Source organism: Methylobacterium sp. Gmos3 (genome assembly GCF_056430985.1).
Genome location: NZ_JBWJYL010000002.1, coordinates 436,876 through 454,766 on the forward strand (window position 1 = coordinate 436,876; position 17,891 = coordinate 454,766).

The 17,891-nt window shown below is 69.4% G+C and carries 13 protein-coding genes; 8 read left to right on the forward strand and 5 right to left on the reverse strand.

From position 1 onward, the window contains the following. The first annotated feature begins 29 nt into the window (after positions 1 to 29). Complete coding sequence (locus ACS5Q7_RS05660; RefSeq protein WP_478338434.1) at positions 30 to 674, forward strand: L,D-transpeptidase; 645 nt, start codon at positions 30 to 32, stop codon at positions 672 to 674. Between the two features lie 63 nt (positions 675 to 737). On the opposite strand, the gene ACS5Q7_RS05665 is transcribed toward ACS5Q7_RS05660, so the two are convergent. Next, positions 738 to 1,088 (reverse strand): hypothetical protein, encoded by a 351-nt coding sequence (locus ACS5Q7_RS05665; protein ID WP_478338435.1) that lies wholly within the window; start codon positions 1,086 to 1,088, stop codon positions 738 to 740. Between the two features lie 138 nt (positions 1,089 to 1,226). Further along, complete coding sequence (locus ACS5Q7_RS05670; protein WP_478338436.1) at positions 1,227 to 1,718, reverse strand: phasin; 492 nt, start codon at positions 1,716 to 1,718, stop codon at positions 1,227 to 1,229. A gap of 246 nt (positions 1,719 to 1,964) precedes the next feature. Here ACS5Q7_RS05670 and ACS5Q7_RS05675 point away from each other — a divergent pair, with 246 nt between their 5' ends. The 5 genes from ACS5Q7_RS05675 to ACS5Q7_RS05695 all read left to right on the forward strand — a co-directional run bounded on the left by ACS5Q7_RS05675 (position 1,965) and on the right by ACS5Q7_RS05695 (position 10,736). Beyond that, the gene (locus ACS5Q7_RS05675) at positions 1,965 to 4,391 is read left to right on the forward strand and encodes a PAS domain-containing protein (protein WP_478338437.1); all 2,427 of its coding nucleotides are present in this window, start codon (positions 1,965 to 1,967) and stop codon (positions 4,389 to 4,391) included. Between the two features lie 239 nt (positions 4,392 to 4,630). Further along, on the forward strand, positions 4,631 to 6,577 hold the full coding sequence (gene acs, locus ACS5Q7_RS05680) for an acetate--CoA ligase (protein WP_478338438.1): 1,947 nt from the start codon (positions 4,631 to 4,633) through the stop codon (positions 6,575 to 6,577). A 134-nt stretch (positions 6,578 to 6,711) separates the two neighbouring features. After that, on the forward strand, positions 6,712 to 7,086 hold the full coding sequence (locus tag ACS5Q7_RS05685; RefSeq protein ID WP_478338439.1) for a DUF485 domain-containing protein: 375 nt from the start codon (positions 6,712 to 6,714) through the stop codon (positions 7,084 to 7,086). Then, a complete protein-coding gene (locus ACS5Q7_RS05690) occupies positions 7,086 to 8,774 on the forward strand; it encodes a cation acetate symporter (RefSeq protein ID WP_478338440.1) in 1,689 nt (562 codons plus the stop codon). Before ACS5Q7_RS05685 ends, ACS5Q7_RS05690 begins: the two co-directional genes overlap by 1 nt. A gap of 225 nt (positions 8,775 to 8,999) precedes the next feature. Beyond that, positions 9,000 to 10,736: an MFS transporter gene (locus ACS5Q7_RS05695; protein WP_478338441.1), complete on the forward strand. Its 1,737-nt coding sequence runs from the start codon at positions 9,000 to 9,002 to the stop codon at positions 10,734 to 10,736. Between the two features lie 73 nt (positions 10,737 to 10,809). On the opposite strand, the gene purH is transcribed toward ACS5Q7_RS05695, so the two are convergent. The 3 genes from purH to ACS5Q7_RS05710 form a co-directional block, all read right to left on the reverse strand. Then, the gene (gene purH, locus ACS5Q7_RS05700) at positions 10,810 to 12,408 is read right to left on the reverse strand and encodes a bifunctional phosphoribosylaminoimidazolecarboxamide formyltransferase/IMP cyclohydrolase (RefSeq protein ID WP_478338442.1); all 1,599 of its coding nucleotides are present in this window, start codon (positions 12,406 to 12,408) and stop codon (positions 10,810 to 10,812) included. A 97-nt stretch (positions 12,409 to 12,505) separates the two neighbouring features. Continuing rightward, on the reverse strand, positions 12,506 to 14,260 hold the full coding sequence (locus tag ACS5Q7_RS05705; protein ID WP_478338443.1) for a heparinase II/III family protein: 1,755 nt from the start codon (positions 14,258 to 14,260) through the stop codon (positions 12,506 to 12,508). A gap of 123 nt (positions 14,261 to 14,383) precedes the next feature. After that, entirely contained in the window at positions 14,384 to 15,280 is an 897-nt protein-coding gene (locus tag ACS5Q7_RS05710) for a metal ABC transporter solute-binding protein, Zn/Mn family (RefSeq protein ID WP_478338444.1), read from the reverse strand. Between the two features lie 147 nt (positions 15,281 to 15,427). Here ACS5Q7_RS05710 and ACS5Q7_RS05715 point away from each other — a divergent pair, with 147 nt between their 5' ends. Continuing rightward, positions 15,428 to 15,949, forward strand: coding sequence for a Spy/CpxP family protein refolding chaperone (locus tag ACS5Q7_RS05715; protein ID WP_478338445.1), 522 nt, complete (start codon positions 15,428 to 15,430; stop codon positions 15,947 to 15,949). Positions 15,950 to 16,053: 104 nt separating this feature from the next. Further along, a complete protein-coding gene (locus ACS5Q7_RS05720; RefSeq protein ID WP_478338446.1) occupies positions 16,054 to 17,859 on the forward strand; it encodes an ABC transporter ATP-binding protein in 1,806 nt (601 codons plus the stop codon). Positions 17,860 to 17,891 lie beyond the last annotated feature (32 nt).

Here is a 17,891-nt window from a genome sequence, read left to right on the forward strand (position 1 = left end):
CGGCAAAGGTTACTGCACAGGTAGGCACCATGAAGACCTCGGTCACTGCGCTCGCTGCGCTCCTCGGCGTCTGCGTTCTTTCCGCTCCCGCCCTCGCCGCCTCGTCCTACGATCCCTTCGGTGGGAGCGATGCCGAGGATTACTACGCTGACCAGAGCCCCTACGGGTATCAGGGCACGTCCAACCCCGGTTACGGCCAGGGCGTCCAGGCCGCGCCGCAGGCGCAGGTCCAGCCGATCCCGCGTGAAGTCGTCCCCTTCACCGCGAATTACGCCCCCGGCACCATGGTCGTCTCGACTTCCGAGCGGCGGCTGTATCTGGTTCTCGGGAACGGCGAGGCCCTGCGCTACGGCGTCGGCGTCGGCCGTCCGGGCTTCACCTGGGGTGGCGTGAAGACCATCACCGCCAAGAAGGAATGGCCGTCGTGGGTTCCGCCGAAGGCGATGCTCGCCCGCCGTCCCGACCTGCCGCGCTACATGGCCGGCGGCATCGAGAACCCGCTCGGCGCCCGCGCCATGTATATCGGCGGCACCGAGTACCGCATCCACGGCTCGAACGAGCCCGACACGATCGGTCAGGCGGTGTCGTCCGGCTGCATCCGCATGACCAACGACGACGTCAGCGATCTCTACGAGCGCGTGAAGGTCGGCGCCAAGGTCGTCGTGCTGAACTGATCGCGATCCGAGCGACGAGGATGAAGCCCTGCCCGGCGCGACCCGCCGGGCAGGGCTTCGTCGTTACGGAACGACCTGTCCGACCGCCGTCTGTGCCGGGCTGAACGAGGCGATCGGCAGATCGCAGAAGCAGCGGGCGCCCAGCGGACGCGGCCCCGGCAGCGGGCAGGAATAGGGCTTCGGCCCGGTCAGGCCGCGTTGCACGGCATCGCAATTGTAGCCGACCTCGCGCACCACCCGGCGGCGCGGCGGCGGCGGCGGCGCGTAATCGTCCTCGTAGGCCGGGGCGCGGCGGTCATAGCCGCCACGCGGGCCTTCGTAATATTGGGCGCCGGCCGTCGTGACCGACGACGCGAGCGCCAGTGCGCTCAAGGCGCCGCAGAGCCAGCGCGCTCCGCCACGGAATCCGTTCATCGTCGCACTCCCGTTTCCACCGGGCCGCTTCGGCCCCGCTTCGCCGCTGTCAGCGGGAATGGGGGCAAAAACGAGACGGCCCGCCCCAGCGCGGGACGGGCCGTCTACCTAGCCGGCGACTCGCACGCGGCGAATCGGTCAGTGGTTGGTGGCGCGATCGGCCGCGTTCTGGGCGTTCTCGACGGTCTGGTTGGCGGCGTCGCGGCCCTGCTCCATCGCGCGGCGGGCCTCGTCGGCGCCCTGCTGCATGACGGACTTGGCGCGCTCGGCGCCTTCCTGCATGGCACTCTGCGCGATGCCGGAGAACTCCTTGGCCTGGCTCTGCATCGCCGCGAACTGGCTGCGGACGAAGTCGGCCTGGATCTGCATGGCTTCCTGCACGTCCTTCGCGCGCACGATGCGCTTGGCGAAGTCGAACGCCGCATTGACGTTCTGCTCGGCGTACTCGAAACCGCGCGACGACGCGTTCTGCGCGTTGTTGCGGGCCACCTCAGCCGAACCCTGGACGGTGTCGGCCGTGCGGCGGGCCGCACCGATGAAGCTGTCGAACGCCTTGCGGGCCTGGTCGACGCTCTTCTCGGCGAAGTCGCGCATCTCGGTGGGGATCTCGTAGTTCGGGGTGTTGCTCATGTGGCTGTCCTCTCGTTAGCGGCTGTTGATGGCGCGTTGTGCACTGCACAATAATCGATTCGCAGCCATATGCCACCCGCGCCGCACGCATTAAGGTTGACATGACGTAAACGTGTGACGGCTAGCGCCATAGTCCAGCGATTGGCGGTACTAAGCGCTACAAAGAGGGTCGTTCGCATGCCGGAGTGGCGCGGCGGGCATACCGGACGGGACGGACATCTGGAGCCGGGAGCGGAGTCGCGGGGCTTGGACACCGACAGCACAATGCAGGACGAGCGCCTGTCGCCGGCGTTCGCGCTCTGGGAGCGCGACGCGGCCCTGGCCGCCACCCTGAACGATACGAGCGGGAGCCATCTCGTCCTCGATGCCGGGGACGGGCGGGTGCGCCATGCCTCACCGGCGGCCGAGCGGCTGGGCGAGGTCCTGCGCGGCCTCGACCTGCCCGGCATCGCGCGCCAGCTCGCCGCGTGCTGCCCGTCCGAGGGCGGCCATCGCCTCGTGCGCCTGCGCCTCGATCCGCGCCGGATCGTGCCGCCTTCCCTGTTCATGGTGTCCCGCGCGACGGATGCGGAGGGGCGTTCGGTCTATCTCGCCGTGCCCTCGGGTGTGCCGGCCTTGCCGCGCCTGCCAGCCCATCCGGTGGCCAGGACCGAGTCGCCCGCGGTGCCGGCGACGGTGCCTGTGCCGATGCCGGCGATCGAGCCGCCCCGCGAGGGCGACCGCTTCCTGTGGCGCAGCGACGAAGCGGGCACTCTCACGCGGCTGACCGGACCGCTCGCGGGCCTGTCGGGCCAGGATTGGCGGATGCTCGCCGGGGGGGATGCCGCTGGCCTGCGCACGCTGCTCGCCGCGCTGGCGGGGCGGACGACCTTTCGCAAGCAGCCGATCAGCTTCCGCCTCGGCCTCAACATCGTCCATGCCGAGGTCTCGGGGGCGCCCTCGGCGCGTGAGGGCGCGGCCTTCCGGGGCTTCGAGGGCTTCGGGACCATCCGGGGCGTGGCGCGGGCGGATGCCGGCGTCGCGACACTCGCCGACGACCTGATCGCGTTCGCCTCAGACGAAGACGACATCGCCGGGTCCGACGCGACGCTTTCGACAGACGAACACGCCGCTTTCCGCGAGATCGCCCGCGCCCTGGGCGCGCGCTATGCCGGCGACGACGACAGCGCCGCCCCCCTGGCCGAGCGGCTGGCCGGCTCCGTGATGCCCTTCCCCGGCCTGCGGGCGGACATCGCCCCTCCGGCGCAGGATGAGGGCGACGAAAGCGGCGGCCTCCTCGACAGCCTGCCCATGGCGGCCCTGGTCCATCGGGGCGAGGCGATCCTGGCGGTGAACCGTCCCTTCCTCGACATGACCCGCTTCGCCGATGTCGAAGCTTTGAGGGCGGCGGGGATCCATGCGGTGTTTCCCGGCGGGCCGCCGAACTTCCGCAGCGGCCAGTCGCACGAAACCGCCATCGGCATGGCGGAGGGCGGCGCGCTCCCCGTCGAAGTCACCCGAGGCATCTGCGCCTGGGACGGCGGGCCGGCGGCGATCCTCCTGCTGCGCGGCCTCGACGAGAACGATCCACGACGCGAACTCGCCGCCGAGCGGTTGGCGCGCGAGGCTCAGGCCGGGCGGGCCCTCGGCGCCGAAGCCGCCCTCGATGCCCTTCAGGCGGGTGTCGTCACCATCGACCGCGACGGGCGGGTCGTCACCCTGAATCGCGCGGCGGTCGCCTGCCTCGGAGGAGCCGCCACCGAACTCGTGGGCAGCGCCTTTGCCGGGTTGTTCGACGCCGGCAGCGCCGCCCCCCTTGCCAACGCCCTGGCCGGCGGCGGCGAGGCGCCCTCGGCCGTGCTCGCGCAGGGCCGGGCCATGACCCTCGCCCTCGCCCCTCCGCGCGCGGACGGGCACCGGGTCGCAGTGCTGCACCGCCTTCCCGACTCGACCCTCAGCGGCGCCGCCCCGGCCGCCCGGCCGGAGCCTTCCGCCCCCCGCGCCAGCAGCCTGCTGCGCCTCGACCGCGAGTTGCGCGAGCCGGTGGATGCCATCCTCTCATTGACCCACGCCATGCTGGAGGAGCGCTACGGCGCCCTCGGCGACCGACGCTACCGCGCCTGCCTCTCCGATATCCGCGATGCGGGCGAGCGGATCGTGGAGCGCATGGCCGAACTCTCCGACCTCGCCGCCATCGAGGCCGGGCAGATCGACCTTTCGCCGCGCCCGCTGGCCCTGAACGAGGTGGTCGCCGCGTGCGTCGCCGAGCTCCATGCCGAAGCGGCGCGGGGGCGCATCGTCCTGCGCACCAGCTTCTCGGCCGACCTCGCCGAACTCGAAGTCGATGAACCGAGCGTGCGCCGGGCGGCCGCCCTCGTCATCGAACATGCCATCCGCCGCTCGGTCGCCGGGGGGCAGGTCATCGTTTCGACGGGACTCGGCGAAGGCGCCGAGGTGGCCCTGCGCGTCCGCGACGGAAGCCCGGCGCAGGAGAGCGCGGGATCCATCGCGGGCGAGGACGACCCGCGTCTCGCCCTGCCCCGGGCCTTGGTCCAGGCCAATGGCGGCCGTCTGCGCTCGACCGGCCGGGCCGAGGACGGAATGCTGGTCGAAATCCTGCTGCCGGCGCGGCGCGGCCTCCGCCCCGCCTTGCGAGACAAGTCCGCTACTTTGTCATCTCAAGAACCGGGCTGACCGAATTGTTAGTGGCACGTGACGGTTGAGTGGATGAAACCCGCTTGACAGTCCGGTGACTGGCCGTTCATCACGTTTCCATTGCGCTCAATTTAGTTCGAGCCCGTCGGGTTCTTGTGCGCATGGGGACGTCCGGGGGTTACCGGATCGGCCTCCATGACGCTACACGACTTTGGAAGTCCTGGCTGCGCGGTGTGAACCGCGATACGATCAGGCACCAAAAACAGGGATGGAACACGATGGAAGGCAAGGTCGTCGAAGTCCAGGACGCGTGGCGCGAGGGCGCGCTCGTCGATGATGCCAAGTATCGCGAGATGTACGAGGCGTCGGTCAAGAATCCCGACGCTTTCTGGGGCGAACACGGCAAGCGGATCGACTGGATGACGCCGTATACGCGCGTCAAGGACACCAGCTTCGAGCCCGGAAACGTCTCGATCAAGTGGTTCGAGGACGGCAAGACCAACGTCGCCTACAATTGCGTCGACCGCCATCTCGAGACCCGCGGCGAACAGACGGCCATCATCTGGGAAGGCGACAACCCGGACGAGTCGAGGCACATCACCTATCGCGAGTTGCACGCGCAAGTGTGCCGCTGGGCGAATGTGCTCCGCAACCGCGGCGTCGAGAAGGGCGACCGCGTCACCCTCTACCTGCCGATGATTCCCGAGGCCGCCTACGCCATGCTGGCCTGCGCCCGGCTCGGGGCGATCCACGCCATCGTGTTCGGCGGCTTCTCGCCGGATTCCCTCGCCCAGCGCATCCAGGGTTGCGCCTCGAAGGTGGTCATCACCGCCGACGAGGGTCTGCGCGGTGGCCGCAAGGTGCCGCTGAAGGCCAACGTGGACGAGGCGATCAAGCGCCTGGGCAGCCCGATCGTCGATCACGTCATCGTCGTGCGCCGCACGGGCAGCGCCATCGCCATGGAGCCCGGCCGCGACGTCTACTACGACGAGGCCGCCGAGCAGGTGACGGACGAGTGCCCGGCGGAGGCCGTGGAGGCCGAGCACCCGCTCTTCATCCTCTACACCTCGGGCTCGACCGGCCAGCCGAAAGGCGTGGTGCACACCACGGGCGGCTACCTCGTCTACGCCTCGATGACCCACCAGTACGTGTTCGATTACCGCGAGGGCGACGTCTACTGGTGCACGGCGGATGTCGGCTGGGTCACGGGCCACAGCTACATCGTGTACGGCCCGCTCGCGAACGGCGCGACCACGCTGATGTTCGAGGGCATCCCGACCTATCCGTCGAACTCCCGCTTCTGGGACGTCGTGGACAAGCACAAGGTCAACATCTTCTACACCGCGCCGACCGCGATCCGCTCCCTCATGGGCGGCGGCGAGGGTCCGGTGAAGAAGACCTCCCGCGCGAGCCTGCGGGTGCTGGGATCGGTCGGCGAGCCGATCAACCCGGAAGCCTGGGACTGGTACTACAAGGTCGTCGGCGACAGCCGCTGCGCCATCGTGGACACGTGGTGGCAGACCGAGACCGGCGGCATCCTCATCACCCCGCTTCCGGGCGCCACCGCCCTGAAGCCGGGCTCGGCCACGCGCCCGTTCTTCGGCGTGCAGCCGGAGATGGTCGATGCCGAGGGCAAGGTGTTGCAGGGTGCCTGCGAGGGCAACCTCTGCATCGCCGATTCCTGGCCGGGCCAGATGCGCACGGTCTACGGCGACCACGAGCGGTTCGAGCAGACCTACTTCTCGACCTATCCCGGCAAGTACTTCACCGGCGACGGCGCCCGGCGCGATGGGGACGGCTATTACTGGATCACCGGCCGCGTCGATGACGTCATCAACGTCTCCGGCCACCGGATGGGCACGGCGGAGGTCGAATCCTCCCTCGTCGCGCACCCGAAGGTCGCCGAGGCAGCGGTGGTCGGCTACCCGCACAACGTGAAGGGCCAGGGCATCTACGCCTACGTCACCCTGAACGAGGGCGAGGACGGCGACGACGCGCTCCGCAAGGAGCTCGTCGCCTGGGTGCGCAAGGATATCGGGCCGATCGCCTCGCCCGACCTGATCCAGTTCGCCCCCGGCCTGCCGAAGACCCGCTCCGGCAAGATCATGCGCCGCATCCTGCGCAAGATCGCGGAGGACGATTTCGGTTCGCTCGGCGACACCTCGACGCTCGCCGATCCCGCCGTGGTCGATGACTTGATCGACAACCGGCAGAACCGGGGCTGAACTGTCCCACCTCATGTGGGCCTCAGGACGGGGCGGTCGTCGGCAAGACGGCCGCCCCCAATAACAAGAGCGATCCAAGGCAAATCTTGGCAATGGATTGGAAGGCCGGAGACGCCTTCCGGGGAGATGACGCGATGAGTGGGTCAACGGTTGGACGTCTGGGGGCGAACGTCACGCCCATAGGAGCGGCGGGAACGGATACCGTCGATCCGCAGCTGGAACGCATCGCGCGGACGCCGGAATTCCAGCAACTCGTGGCCGAGCGCACGAAGTTCGGCTGGATCCTCACCGGGCTGATGCTGGTGGTCTATTTCGGGTTCATCGGCCTCATCGCGTTCGACAAGTCGGTGATGGCGATCAAGGTCGGCGGCGGCACGGCCTCGCTGGGCCTGTTCCTCGGCGTCTTCGTCATCCTGTTCGCCTTCCTGCTCACCGGCATCTACGTCGCCCGCGCGAATACGCGCTTCGACGCCCTGAGCGACGCCCTCACGCGCAAGGTCGCCCGCTGATGCGCCACGTTTCCCTCTTCCTCGGCCTGACCCTCGCCGCGATCGCGGCGACGGCGGCCTACGCGGCCGGACCCGATCTCGGCGCCGTGCAGCAATCGGCCACGAACTGGCCCGCCATCGGCATGTTCCTGTTCTTCGTGCTGCTGACCCTCGGCATCACCTACAAGGCGGCCAAGGGCACCAAGTCGGCCGCCGACTTCTACGCCGCCGGCGGCGGCATCTCGGCCGGCACCAACGCGCTGGCCATCGCGGGCGACTACATGTCGGCCGCGTCGTTCCTCGGCATTTCCGGCCTCGTCTACACCTCTGGCTTCGACGGGCTGATCTACTCGACGGGCTTCCTCGTCGGCTGGCCGATCGTGCTGTTCCTCATCGCGGAGCGGCTGCGCAACCTCGGCAAGTTCACCTTCGCCGACGTGGCGAGCTTTCGCCTCGACCAGACCGCGATCCGCATCATCTCGGCGGTGGGCACCCTGGTGGTGGTCGCCTTCTACCTCATCGCCCAGATGGTCGGCGCCGGTAAGCTGATCCAGCTCCTGTTCGGCCTGCCCTACCTCTACGCCGTGATCATCGTCGGCGTGCTGATGATCGTCTACGTCGCCTTCGGCGGCATGAAGGCGACCACCTGGGTGCAGGTGATCAAGGCCTGCCTGCTGCTCGGCGGCGCGACCTTTATGGCCGGCGCCGTGCTCTACTTCTACGGCTTCAACCCCGAGGTGTTGTTCAAGAAGGCGGTCGACGTCCACCCGAAGGGTGAGGCGATCATGGCGCCGGGCGGCCTGGTCTCGAACCCGGTCGAGGCGATTTCCCTCGGCGTCGGCCTGATGTTCGGCACCGCCGGCCTGCCGCACATCCTGATGCGGTTCTTCACGGTGTCGGACGCGCAGGCGGCCCGGAAGTCGGTGTTCTATGCCACCGGCCTGATCGGCTACTTCTACATCCTCACCTTCATCATCGGATTCGGCGGCATCGCGCTGCTCATGTCCGATCCGAGCTACTTCAAGCTCGGCGCGGCCGGGACCTTCGACAAGCTGAAGGACATGATCGGCGGCACCAACATGGTCGCCGTGAACCTCGCCAACGCGGTGGGCGGCCCGTACTTCCTGGGCTTCATCTCGGCGGTCGCCTTCGCGACGATCCTCGCGGTGGTGGCGGGCCTGACGCTGGCCGGCGCCTCGGCGGTCAGCCACGACCTCTACGCCCAGGTCATCGCCCGTGGACGCACCTCCGAGACGGCCGAGGTGCGGCTGTCGAAGATCGCCGCGGTGGTCATCGGCATCGTGGCCATCGTGCTCGGCTACGTCTTCGAGAACCAGAACGTCGCCTTCATGGTCGGCCTCGCCTTCTCGGTGGCGGCGAGCTGCAACTTCCCCGTGCTGGCGATGTCGATCCTCTGGCGCGGCACCACGACCTGGGGCGCGCTCGCGGGCGGCCTCGTAGGCCTGACGGCGGCGGTGGTGATGGTGGTGCTCTCGAAGGCCGTGTGGGTCACGACCTTCGGCCATCCGGTGGCTTTGTTCCCCTACGACAACCCGGCGCTGTTCTCGATGCCGCTGGCCTTCGCGACGATCTGGATCGTGTCCCTGATGGACAATTCCCGCCGCGCCCAGCGGGAGAGGGCCGCTTTCGAAGCTCAGTTCGTGCGCTCCGAGACCGGCATCGGCGCCGTGGGTGCCCACGCTCACTGATCGAACTTAATCCTTCGAAGAATGACAAAGGGGGCGCGGTGCAAACCGCGCCCCTTCTTCGTTCCACGGTCCGATTACGCTTCGTGTCTGTCGTGTTGATAGTTGGGATTCACGAATGCTTTATCTGTTGGGCTCGTCGCGCGTGTGATGTAACGCATAGGTGATCTGCGAAAAACGCAGACCGCGCCGCAAAGGCGTCGTCAATCACCTGGGAGGGCACGACAGATGGCAGTGGCAGCCGCGTTACCGCGGGCCGAAGAGACCGCAAGGCCGATGACCGCGGGCGAGAAGAAGGTCATCCTGGCCTCCTCGCTCGGGACCGTCTTCGAGTGGTACGACTTCTTCCTCTACGGCTCCCTCGCGACCGTGATCGGCGCGCAGTTCTTCTCGGCCTACCCGGAAGCCACGCGCAACATCTTCGCGCTCCTCGCCTTCGCGGCGGGGTTCATCGTGCGCCCCTTCGGCGCACTGGTGTTCGGCCGCCTCGGCGACCTCGTGGGCCGCAAGCACACCTTCCTCGTCACCATCCTGATCATGGGCATCTCGACCTTCGCGGTCGGCCTGCTGCCATCCTACAACGCGCTTAGCGTCTACGGCATCGGCTGGGTCGCGCCCGTGTCGCTGCTCATCCTGCGGATGCTCCAGGGCCTGGCGCTCGGCGGCGAGTATGGCGGCGCGGCGGTCTATGTGGCCGAGCATGCGCCCGTTGGCCGGCGCGGCTTCTACACCTCGTTCATCCAGGCGACCGCGACGCTGGGCCTGCTGCTCTCGCTGATCATCATCCTGTCGACGCAGGGCTACGTGAACAGCGCCTTCCCGGCCACCACGATCACCAACGCCGACGGCACCACGAGCACGCTCACCGCCTTCCAGGTGTGGGGCTGGCGCATTCCGTTCCTGGTCTCGGTGGCCCTGCTCGCGGTTTCGGTCTGGATCCGCCTTCAGATGAGCGAGAGCCCGGCCTTCAAGAAGATGAAGGAAGAGGGCACCCACTCCAAGGCGCCCCTCTCCGAAGCCTTCGGCCAGTGGAAGAACGCCAAATGGGCGCTGCTGGCCTTGCTCGGTCTCACCGCCGGCCAGGCGGTGGTCTGGTACACCGGCCAGTTCTACGCGCTGTTCTTCCTGCAGAGCATTCTGAAGGTCGATCAGTTCACCGCCAACGTGATGGTGGCGTGGTCTCTGATCGCGGTGACCGGCGGGTTCCTGGTCTTCGGTGCGCTCTCGGACAAGATCGGCCGCAAGCCGATCATTTTGGGCGGCTGCCTGCTCGCCGCCCTCACCTACTTACCGCTGTTCCACATGCTCACCGCCAGCGCCAACCCGGCGCTGCACGCGGCGCAGACGGACGTGCCGGTTGTGGTGAAGACCAACGCCGCCGAGTGCTCGTTCCAGTTCAATCCGGTCGGCACGGCCAAGTTCACGAAGGAGTGCGACGTCGCCAAGGCGCTGCTCGCCCGCTCGGCCGTGAACTACACCACCGAGAACCAGCCGGGCAGCACGGCGACCGTCGTCACCGTCAAGGGGAAGGATTTCCCCGTGGCCGACCCGGCCTTCGCCAAATCGGTGTCAGCCGCGCTCACGGAAGCCGGCTACCCCTCGGCCACGGCGAACCCGACCGTGATCAAGGCCGCGCATCCGCTCGACATCTTCACGAGCCAGAAGCTCGCGGTGATCGGGATCCTGTTCATCCTCGCGGTCTACGTGACGATGGTCTACGGCCCGATCGCCGCCGCGCTGGTGGAGCTGTTCCCGACCCGGATCCGCTACACCTCGATGTCGCTGCCCTACCATATCGGCAACGGCTGGTTCGGCGGTCTCCTGCCCGCCACCGCCTTCGCGATGGTGGCCCAGACCGGCGACATCTATTACGGCCTCTGGTACCCGATCGTGATCGCGCTCTTCACCTTCGTGGTGGGCCTGATCTTCATCCCCGAGACCAAGGACAGGGATCTCCTGGCCTGATCGGCGGCCCGGCGCAGCGATGCGCCGGGCCTCGAACACCCACCGTCATTGCGAGAGGGCGGTTCCCCGCCCCTCAGTGGCGGAAGTGGCGGTGTCCGGTGAAGACCATCGCCAGACCGGCCTCGTCGGCGGCGGCGATCACCTCGTTGTCGCGCATCGAGCCGCCCGGCTGAATCACCGCCGTGGCGCCGGCCTCCGCAGCGGCGAGCAGACCGTCCGCGAAGGGGAAGAAGGCGTCGGAGGCGACCACCGCCCCCTTGGCGAGGCTCTCGGCGAGGCCGAGCCGGTCGGCGCCCTCGCGGGCCTTCCAGGCGGCGATGCGGGAGGAATCGACCCGCGACATCTGCCCGGCCCCGACGCCCACCGTCGCGCCGTCCTTGGCGTAGACGATGGCGTTCGACTTCACGTGCTTGGCGACCCGGTAGGCGAAGCGCATGTCGGAGGATTCGGCCTCGGTGGGGGCACGCTTGGTGACGACCTGGAACGGCATGTCGTCGACCACCACCGCGTCGCGGCCCTGCACGAGCAGTCCGCCGGCCAGCGTCCGCACCGTCACGCCGGGGGCGCGCGGATCGGGCAGGCCGCCCGCGAGCAGCAGGCGCAGGTTCTTCTTGGCCGCCAGGATGGCGATGGCTTCCTCGCTCGCCTCGGGGGCGATGATGACCTCGGTGAAGATCTCCACGATCTTGCGCGCGGCCTCGGCGTCGAGGGTCCGGTTCAGGGCGACGATGCCGCCGAAGGCCGAGACCGGATCGCAGGCGAGCGCCCGCTCATAGGCTTCGAGCAGGCTCCCGCCCTCGGCCACGCCGCAGGGGTTGGCGTGCTTGATGATCGCCACCGCCGCCGTGCGCGCCGGATCGAACTCGGCGACGCATTCGTAGGCCGCGTCCGTGTCGTTGAAATTGTTGAACGACAGCTCCTTGCCCTGAAGCTGCCGGGCCGTCGCGACGCCCGCGCGCGGAATGCCCGGCGCGCGGTAGAAGGCGGCGCTCTGGTGCGGGTTCTCGCCGTAGCGCAGCCCCTGCGCGAGGGTGCCGCCGAAGGCCCGGAACGGTTGCGGCTCGTCCACCTCGAACCGCGTCGCCATCCAATTGGCGATGGCCGCGTCGTAGGCGGCGGTGCGGGCATAGGCCTTCTGCGCGAGCTTGCGGCGCAGGCCGAAGGAGAGCGTGCCGTCGCCGGCCTTGAGGGCGTCGAGGATCGTGCCGTAATCCGACACGTCGGTCACCACCGCCACGTCGGCGTGGTTCTTGGCCGCCGCGCGGATCATCGCCGGGCCGCCGATATCGATGTTCTCGATGCAATCCTCTTCGGGCTTGTCCGCCGCGATCGTCGCCTCGAACGGGTAGAGGTTCACCACCAGCAGGTCGATGGCGCCGATCCCGTGCGCAGCCAGCGCCGCCTGATGCTCCGGGTTGTCGCGGATCGCGAGCAGGCCGCCATGCACCGCCGGATGAAGGGTCTTCACCCGGCCGTCCATCATTTCCGGGAAGCCGGTCAGGTCCGCGACCTCAGTGACGGGGATGCCGGCATCCTTCAACGCCTTGAAAGTGCCGCCGGTCGAGACCAGGGCGATGCCGCGGCCGTCGAGGGCGCGGGCGAAATCGACGAGGCCGCCCTTGTCGGAAACGGACAGGAGCGCGCGGGACACCCGCACGTGATCGTGGGTCATGGGTCGGGCCGAAGTGGTTGTATGTCGCGGTGCGCTACCATGGAACCGCCGCGCGCGGCCAGCCTCGCGGGATGACCCTCCCCTCCCGCTGAAACCCTCAGCGGGTGCCGCCTGCGAGGCGGGCGAAGGTCCAGCGCACCTCGGCGGCGTCGGTGACGGCGAGGTAGAGCACGATCTGGTCGGTCCGGCGCGGCCCGCTGAGGCCGGCGAAGTAGACGCTCTCCTCGATGCGCACCTCGGCGCCCTCGGCGTCGAACAGCCAGACCTCTCCCAGCGCCGAGGCGAGTTCGATCCCGCCCGGCACGTGGCGCACGGCGATGGCGGGGTGGATGTGGAAGCGCACCGCCACGGAGAGCCCGCGCGAACGCCCCGGCAGGCGGGACTTCGCGCCCTTGCCCTGGCGCATGAAGGCATCGTGCCCTTCGAGGCGCCCCTCCTCCGGCATGAGGTGCCAGCGCCGCTCGTGGATGAGGCCGAATTCCTGCACGTAGCCGTCGTGCCGTGCGGCGAGGACGATGCCGTCCTCCTGCTCGACGCGCTCGGCGGCGACCGTTTCCGGGCCGCGCAGGACCACCGGTCCCATCCGCCGGCTGATCCAGGCGCTCATGCGCCGCTCCCACCACCAGCCGGATTTCACCACGAAGCGGCAGGAGGAGGCATCGGCCACCGTCGCGGTCGAATGGGCCGCCGTGGAACGCGCCAGTAGGCGCAGGTCGGGCCCGCTCGCGGGCAGGCCGCAATTGACGACGATGCGCTGCGGTCCGCTCGACATCTCGAAGGACAGGCAGCCCGCCCCGGCATTCATCGAATAGGGCAGCGGCGCGCAGGCCCCGACATCGGCGGTGAGCACGATGCGTCCGCCCTCGATCCGCTCGTAGCCGGAATTCGGGGCGTGCATCATCGGCCGCCCGAACGTGTCGTCATAGACGAGAAGCGTCGCGAGATGATCCGCGTCGGTGGCGCCCATGCCGTTGTAGTGGCTGAGCGAGGAATCCGGGTGCCGCAGCAACCGCAGCAGCGGCAGCATCCGGTCGACGGCGCGCAGGAGCGCGGCCGGCGGCTCGACGGAGCGGCTGAGGAAGGCCTGCCGCAGGGGCAGCAGATCGAGCAGCAATTCCATGCCGAAGCGCGGGTTGCGCGAGCGGTGGCCGCCATCGGTCAGGATCTGCCGTTCCAGTTCCCGCGTGAGCACCCGGGTCGCCCGCCGCAGGATCGATTGGAGCCCCTCGCAGCACAGGCCCGCGTAGCAGAGCGCCACCGCCGCGTTCAGCCGAGATGCCGGCAGCACGCCCTTGCGCAGGTCGCGCTCCAGTTGCTGCGCGTTACGGCCGATGGCCCGCAGGAAGCTGTCGTAGAAGCCGTGATCGGCTCCTTCGAGCACGAGGGGCGATTGGCACAGGAACGAGATCAGCCGCCGCGCGGCGACCGGCGTCTGCCGCGCCAGGACCGGATCGCCCCGTCCCGCGATGAAATCGGAGACGAAGCTGCGGGCGTTGGCGCGGGCCAGCGCCGTGTCCGCCGCCCGGAGGTGGCGCAGCCAGCCGAAGCCGTAGAGCTCGTCCGCCCATTCCGGCGAGGGCGGCGCGTAATCGAAGGGCGAGCCGCCGCCGGCCGCGAGGGAGCGCCCGGCGAAGACGAACAGCCCGGCATAGATATCGTCGGCGAAGGTGGCGTCGGAGGTTCGCAGATCCTGCGGCGCGATCACCAGGGCGCCGACGCGGACGCGCGCCAGGATCGCGGGCGGCGCGCTGGCGCGCGCGGCAGCGGCGCGCGTCGTGCGCGCGACTTCCCGGCCGACCAAGCGGTAGAGTCGCCAGCGGTCAGGCCCCCAGCCATCAGGCCCCCAAGCCACGCGTTCTCCCATGACTTCAGGCCCGGGAGACCTCACGGTCGAGGTTCGGCCGGCACCCTCCCTCCTCAAGGTAGGGCGGGCCTCTTAACCATTGGTTTACGCTGTGTCAGCCCACCCAGCCCGTCAGCGTGGCGCGAGAGCGGCCTCGAACGCCTTCACGTTGTAGGCGATCATCGCAAGGTAGGTCGGTGCCGGGCCGTCCGGCGGGGAGAGGGCGTCCGAATAGACCGCGCCGCCGATCCGCGCGCCGCTCTCTTGGGCGATGCGCTCCATTTGCCTGGGGTCCGACACCGTCTCGAGGAAGACCGCGGGCACCTTCTCCTTGCGGATCTGGGTGATGATCTTGGCCACGTCGCGCGGGCTAGCCTCGCTCTCGGTCGAGATGCCCTGCGGCGCGAGGATCGTCAGGCCGTAGGCCGCGCCGAAATAGCCGAAGGCATCGTGCGTGGTGATGAGCCGGCGGTTCTCCGGCGGGATCCGCTCCAGCGCGGCGCGCACGTCCCGGTCGAGGGCGTCGAGTTTGGCGATGTAGGCCGTTGCGGCGGCGGCATAATCGGCCGCGTGGGCCGGATCGACCTTCGCCAAGCCGTCGCGGATATTGGCCACGTAGACCTTCACGTTCGCCACGCTCTGCCAGGCATGGGGGTCGACATCGCCGTGATCGTGCCCGGCATGGCCGTGCGGATCGGCCTCGGCGATGGTCGGCACACCCTTGCTCGCCGTGACGATCGGAGCCTTCGTGCCGGAGGCGCGGATCAGCCGCTCGATCCAGCCTTCGAGGCCGAGCCCGTTCACGAAGACGATATCCGCCTTCGCGAGCGTGCGCGCATCGCCCGGCGCGGGGCTGAAGGTATGGACGTCCGAGCCCGGCCCGACCAGCGTCGCCACGTCGACATGGCTCCCGCCGACCTGCCGCACGAGGTCTCCGAGAATCGAGAAGGTCGCCACCGCGCGCACCGGCCCGTCCCCCGCGAGGGCCGAGGCCCACGACCCGAGAACGAGGGCGAGCACAGCCGCCATCCGCACCAATCCACGCACCGCGAGTCTCCCTGCCATCGCGGCCTGATAATGTAACACTATTACATACACAAGGCGGATACATCGCGGGCGCCTGATGGCGGTCGGACGCGCGTTTCGGCGCCTGTCCCGAACCACGAGGAGATCACGATGTCCCGTCGCACCACCGCCCTGCTCGCCACCGGCCTCGTCGGCCTCGGGCTCGCGGGGGCCGCCTGGGCGCACGACCGGCACCCCGGCGGAATGCACGGCCGCTGGAGCGCCCTGACGCCGGAAGACCGCGCCGCCTTCGCCGATGCCCGGATCGCCGCGATCCATGCCGGCCTCAAGCTGACGCCCGATCAGGAAAAGCTGTGGCCGCCGGTCGAGGCCGCGATGCACGACATGGCCAAGATGCGCCAGCAGCGCCGGGCCACCATGGAGAACGGGCCGCGCTTCGCCGACGATCCGCCCGCCGCCCTCCGCGCCATGGCCGACATGGCCTCTACGCGGGCCGACGCCCTGCGCAAGCTCGCCGACGCGACGCAACCGCTCTACGCGAGCCTCGATCAGGACCAGAAGCGCCGGGCGCTGATCCTGTCGCGCCCGATGGGGCCGATGGGCGGGCATGGTTGGCGCCATCACCACGATGATCGCGACGGCGACCACGGGCCGGAGGGCGAGGGCCGCTGAGACGGCTTTCGGCCGGAATAACTTGATCCGCGGCGGCGGGGGCGTCACACCGCCTCCGCCGCCCCGCATCCCGGGCCGGCGACGAGGTTCGAACCGGACTTTCCATGGCACGCCTGCCCGGCGACACGGCCCCCCTGCTCGCCCGGCTGTGGCGGGAATGGCTCTTCCCCCACCGCGCGGTGCTCGCCGTCGTCCTGGTGCTGATCGCCGTGGTCGGCGCCTCGACGGGGCTCTATCCGGCCCTCATCAAGGCCGCCTTCGACGCCTTCGACCGCAAGGACGCCTCGGCCATCGCCTATGGCCCCATCATCGTCGTGCTCGTCACGTCGCTGCGCGGCTTCGCGCTCTATGGGCAGACCGTGCTGACCAACAAGGTCGTCACCCGCGTCGAGGCCGACATGCAGGCCGCCCTCTACGGCCACCTCATCGAGGCCGACCTCGCCCAGCTCGGGCGGGAGAGCCCCGCCGCCCTCACCCAGCGCTTCACCACCGATTTCGCCTTCATCAAGGAGGCGCTGACCCGCATCTCGACGGTGCTCCTGCGCGACATCGCCATGCTGGCCGGGCTGGTGGCCGCCCTCCTCTGGATGGACCCGATCCTGACCCTGGTCGCGGGCGTCACCGTGCCCTTCGTGGCGGGACCCATCGGCAAGATCGGCAAGAAGCTACGGAAAGTCTCGACCTCGACGCAGGAGCAGATGGGTGCAACGGCGAGCCTGATCTCCGAGAGCCTGCAGGGCGCCCGCGTCGCCAAGACCTTCGCGATGGAGGGCTACCTGAAGGGCCGGGCCGCCGAATCCCTCAATGAAGTCCGACGCCTGAAGATGAAGGCCGCCAACGCACGCGGACGGCTCGACCCATTGCTCGAAATCGGCGGCGGCCTCGCGGTGGCGGTGGTGCTCGTCCTCGTCGGCCAGCGGGTGCTGAACGGCGACCGCACGGTCGGCGATTTCACCGGCTACGTCGCCGCTTTGCTGCTCGCCGCGCAGCCGGCGCGAGCCTTGGGCAACCTCAACGCCATCCTGCAGGAGGCGGCGGCGGCCCTGCGGCGCTACTTCGACCTGATGGACGAGGCGCCCACCATCCGCGAGGCGCCGAACGCCGTGCCGCTCGAAGTCGGGGCCGGAGAGATCCGTTTCGAAGCGGTGCGCTTCCGCTACCGCGCCGACGCGCCGGCCCTTGAGGGTATCGACCTGACCGCCCCGGCGGGTGGCGTGACGGCCCTGGTCGGCCGCTCCGGTTCCGGCAAGTCGAGCCTGCTCAACCTTGTGCCCCGCCTCTACGACGTCGATGCGGGGCGGGTGCTGATCGACGGGCAGGACGTGCGCGCCGTGACCCTCTCCTCCCTGCGCGCGGCGGTGGCCGTCGTCTCGCAGGAGGTCGTGCTGTTCGACGACACCATCGCCGCCAATATCGCCTTCGGGCGCCCCGGCGCCACGCAGGCCGAGATCGAGGCGGCGGCGAAGGCGGCCGCCGCGCACCGATTCGTATCGGCGCTTCCTGGGGGCTACGAATTCCGCGTCGGCTCCGGCGGGGGGCGGCTCTCGGGCGGCGAGCGGCAGCGCATCGCCCTGGCCCGCGCCTTCCTGAAGGACGCGCCGATCCTGCTCCTCGACGAGGCGACATCCGCGCTCGACTCCGAATCGGAGCGGCTGGTGCAGGAGGCGCTGGGCCAGCTGATGCGCGGGCGGACCGTCCTCGTCATCGCCCACCGCCTCTCGACCGTGCGCGACGCCGGGGTGATCGCGGTGATGGAGGCGGGCCGCGTCATCGAGACCGGCCACCATGACGACCTCGTGGTGCGCGGCGGTGCCTATGCCCGCCTGCGGCGGCTGCAACTCAGCGACGAACCGGGGGACGATCCCATGCGGCCGGAGGACAGTGGCGTCCCGGCGCAGACCACGCCATAAGGGACCGGATGCGCTCCCCGCTGCGGCGGCGG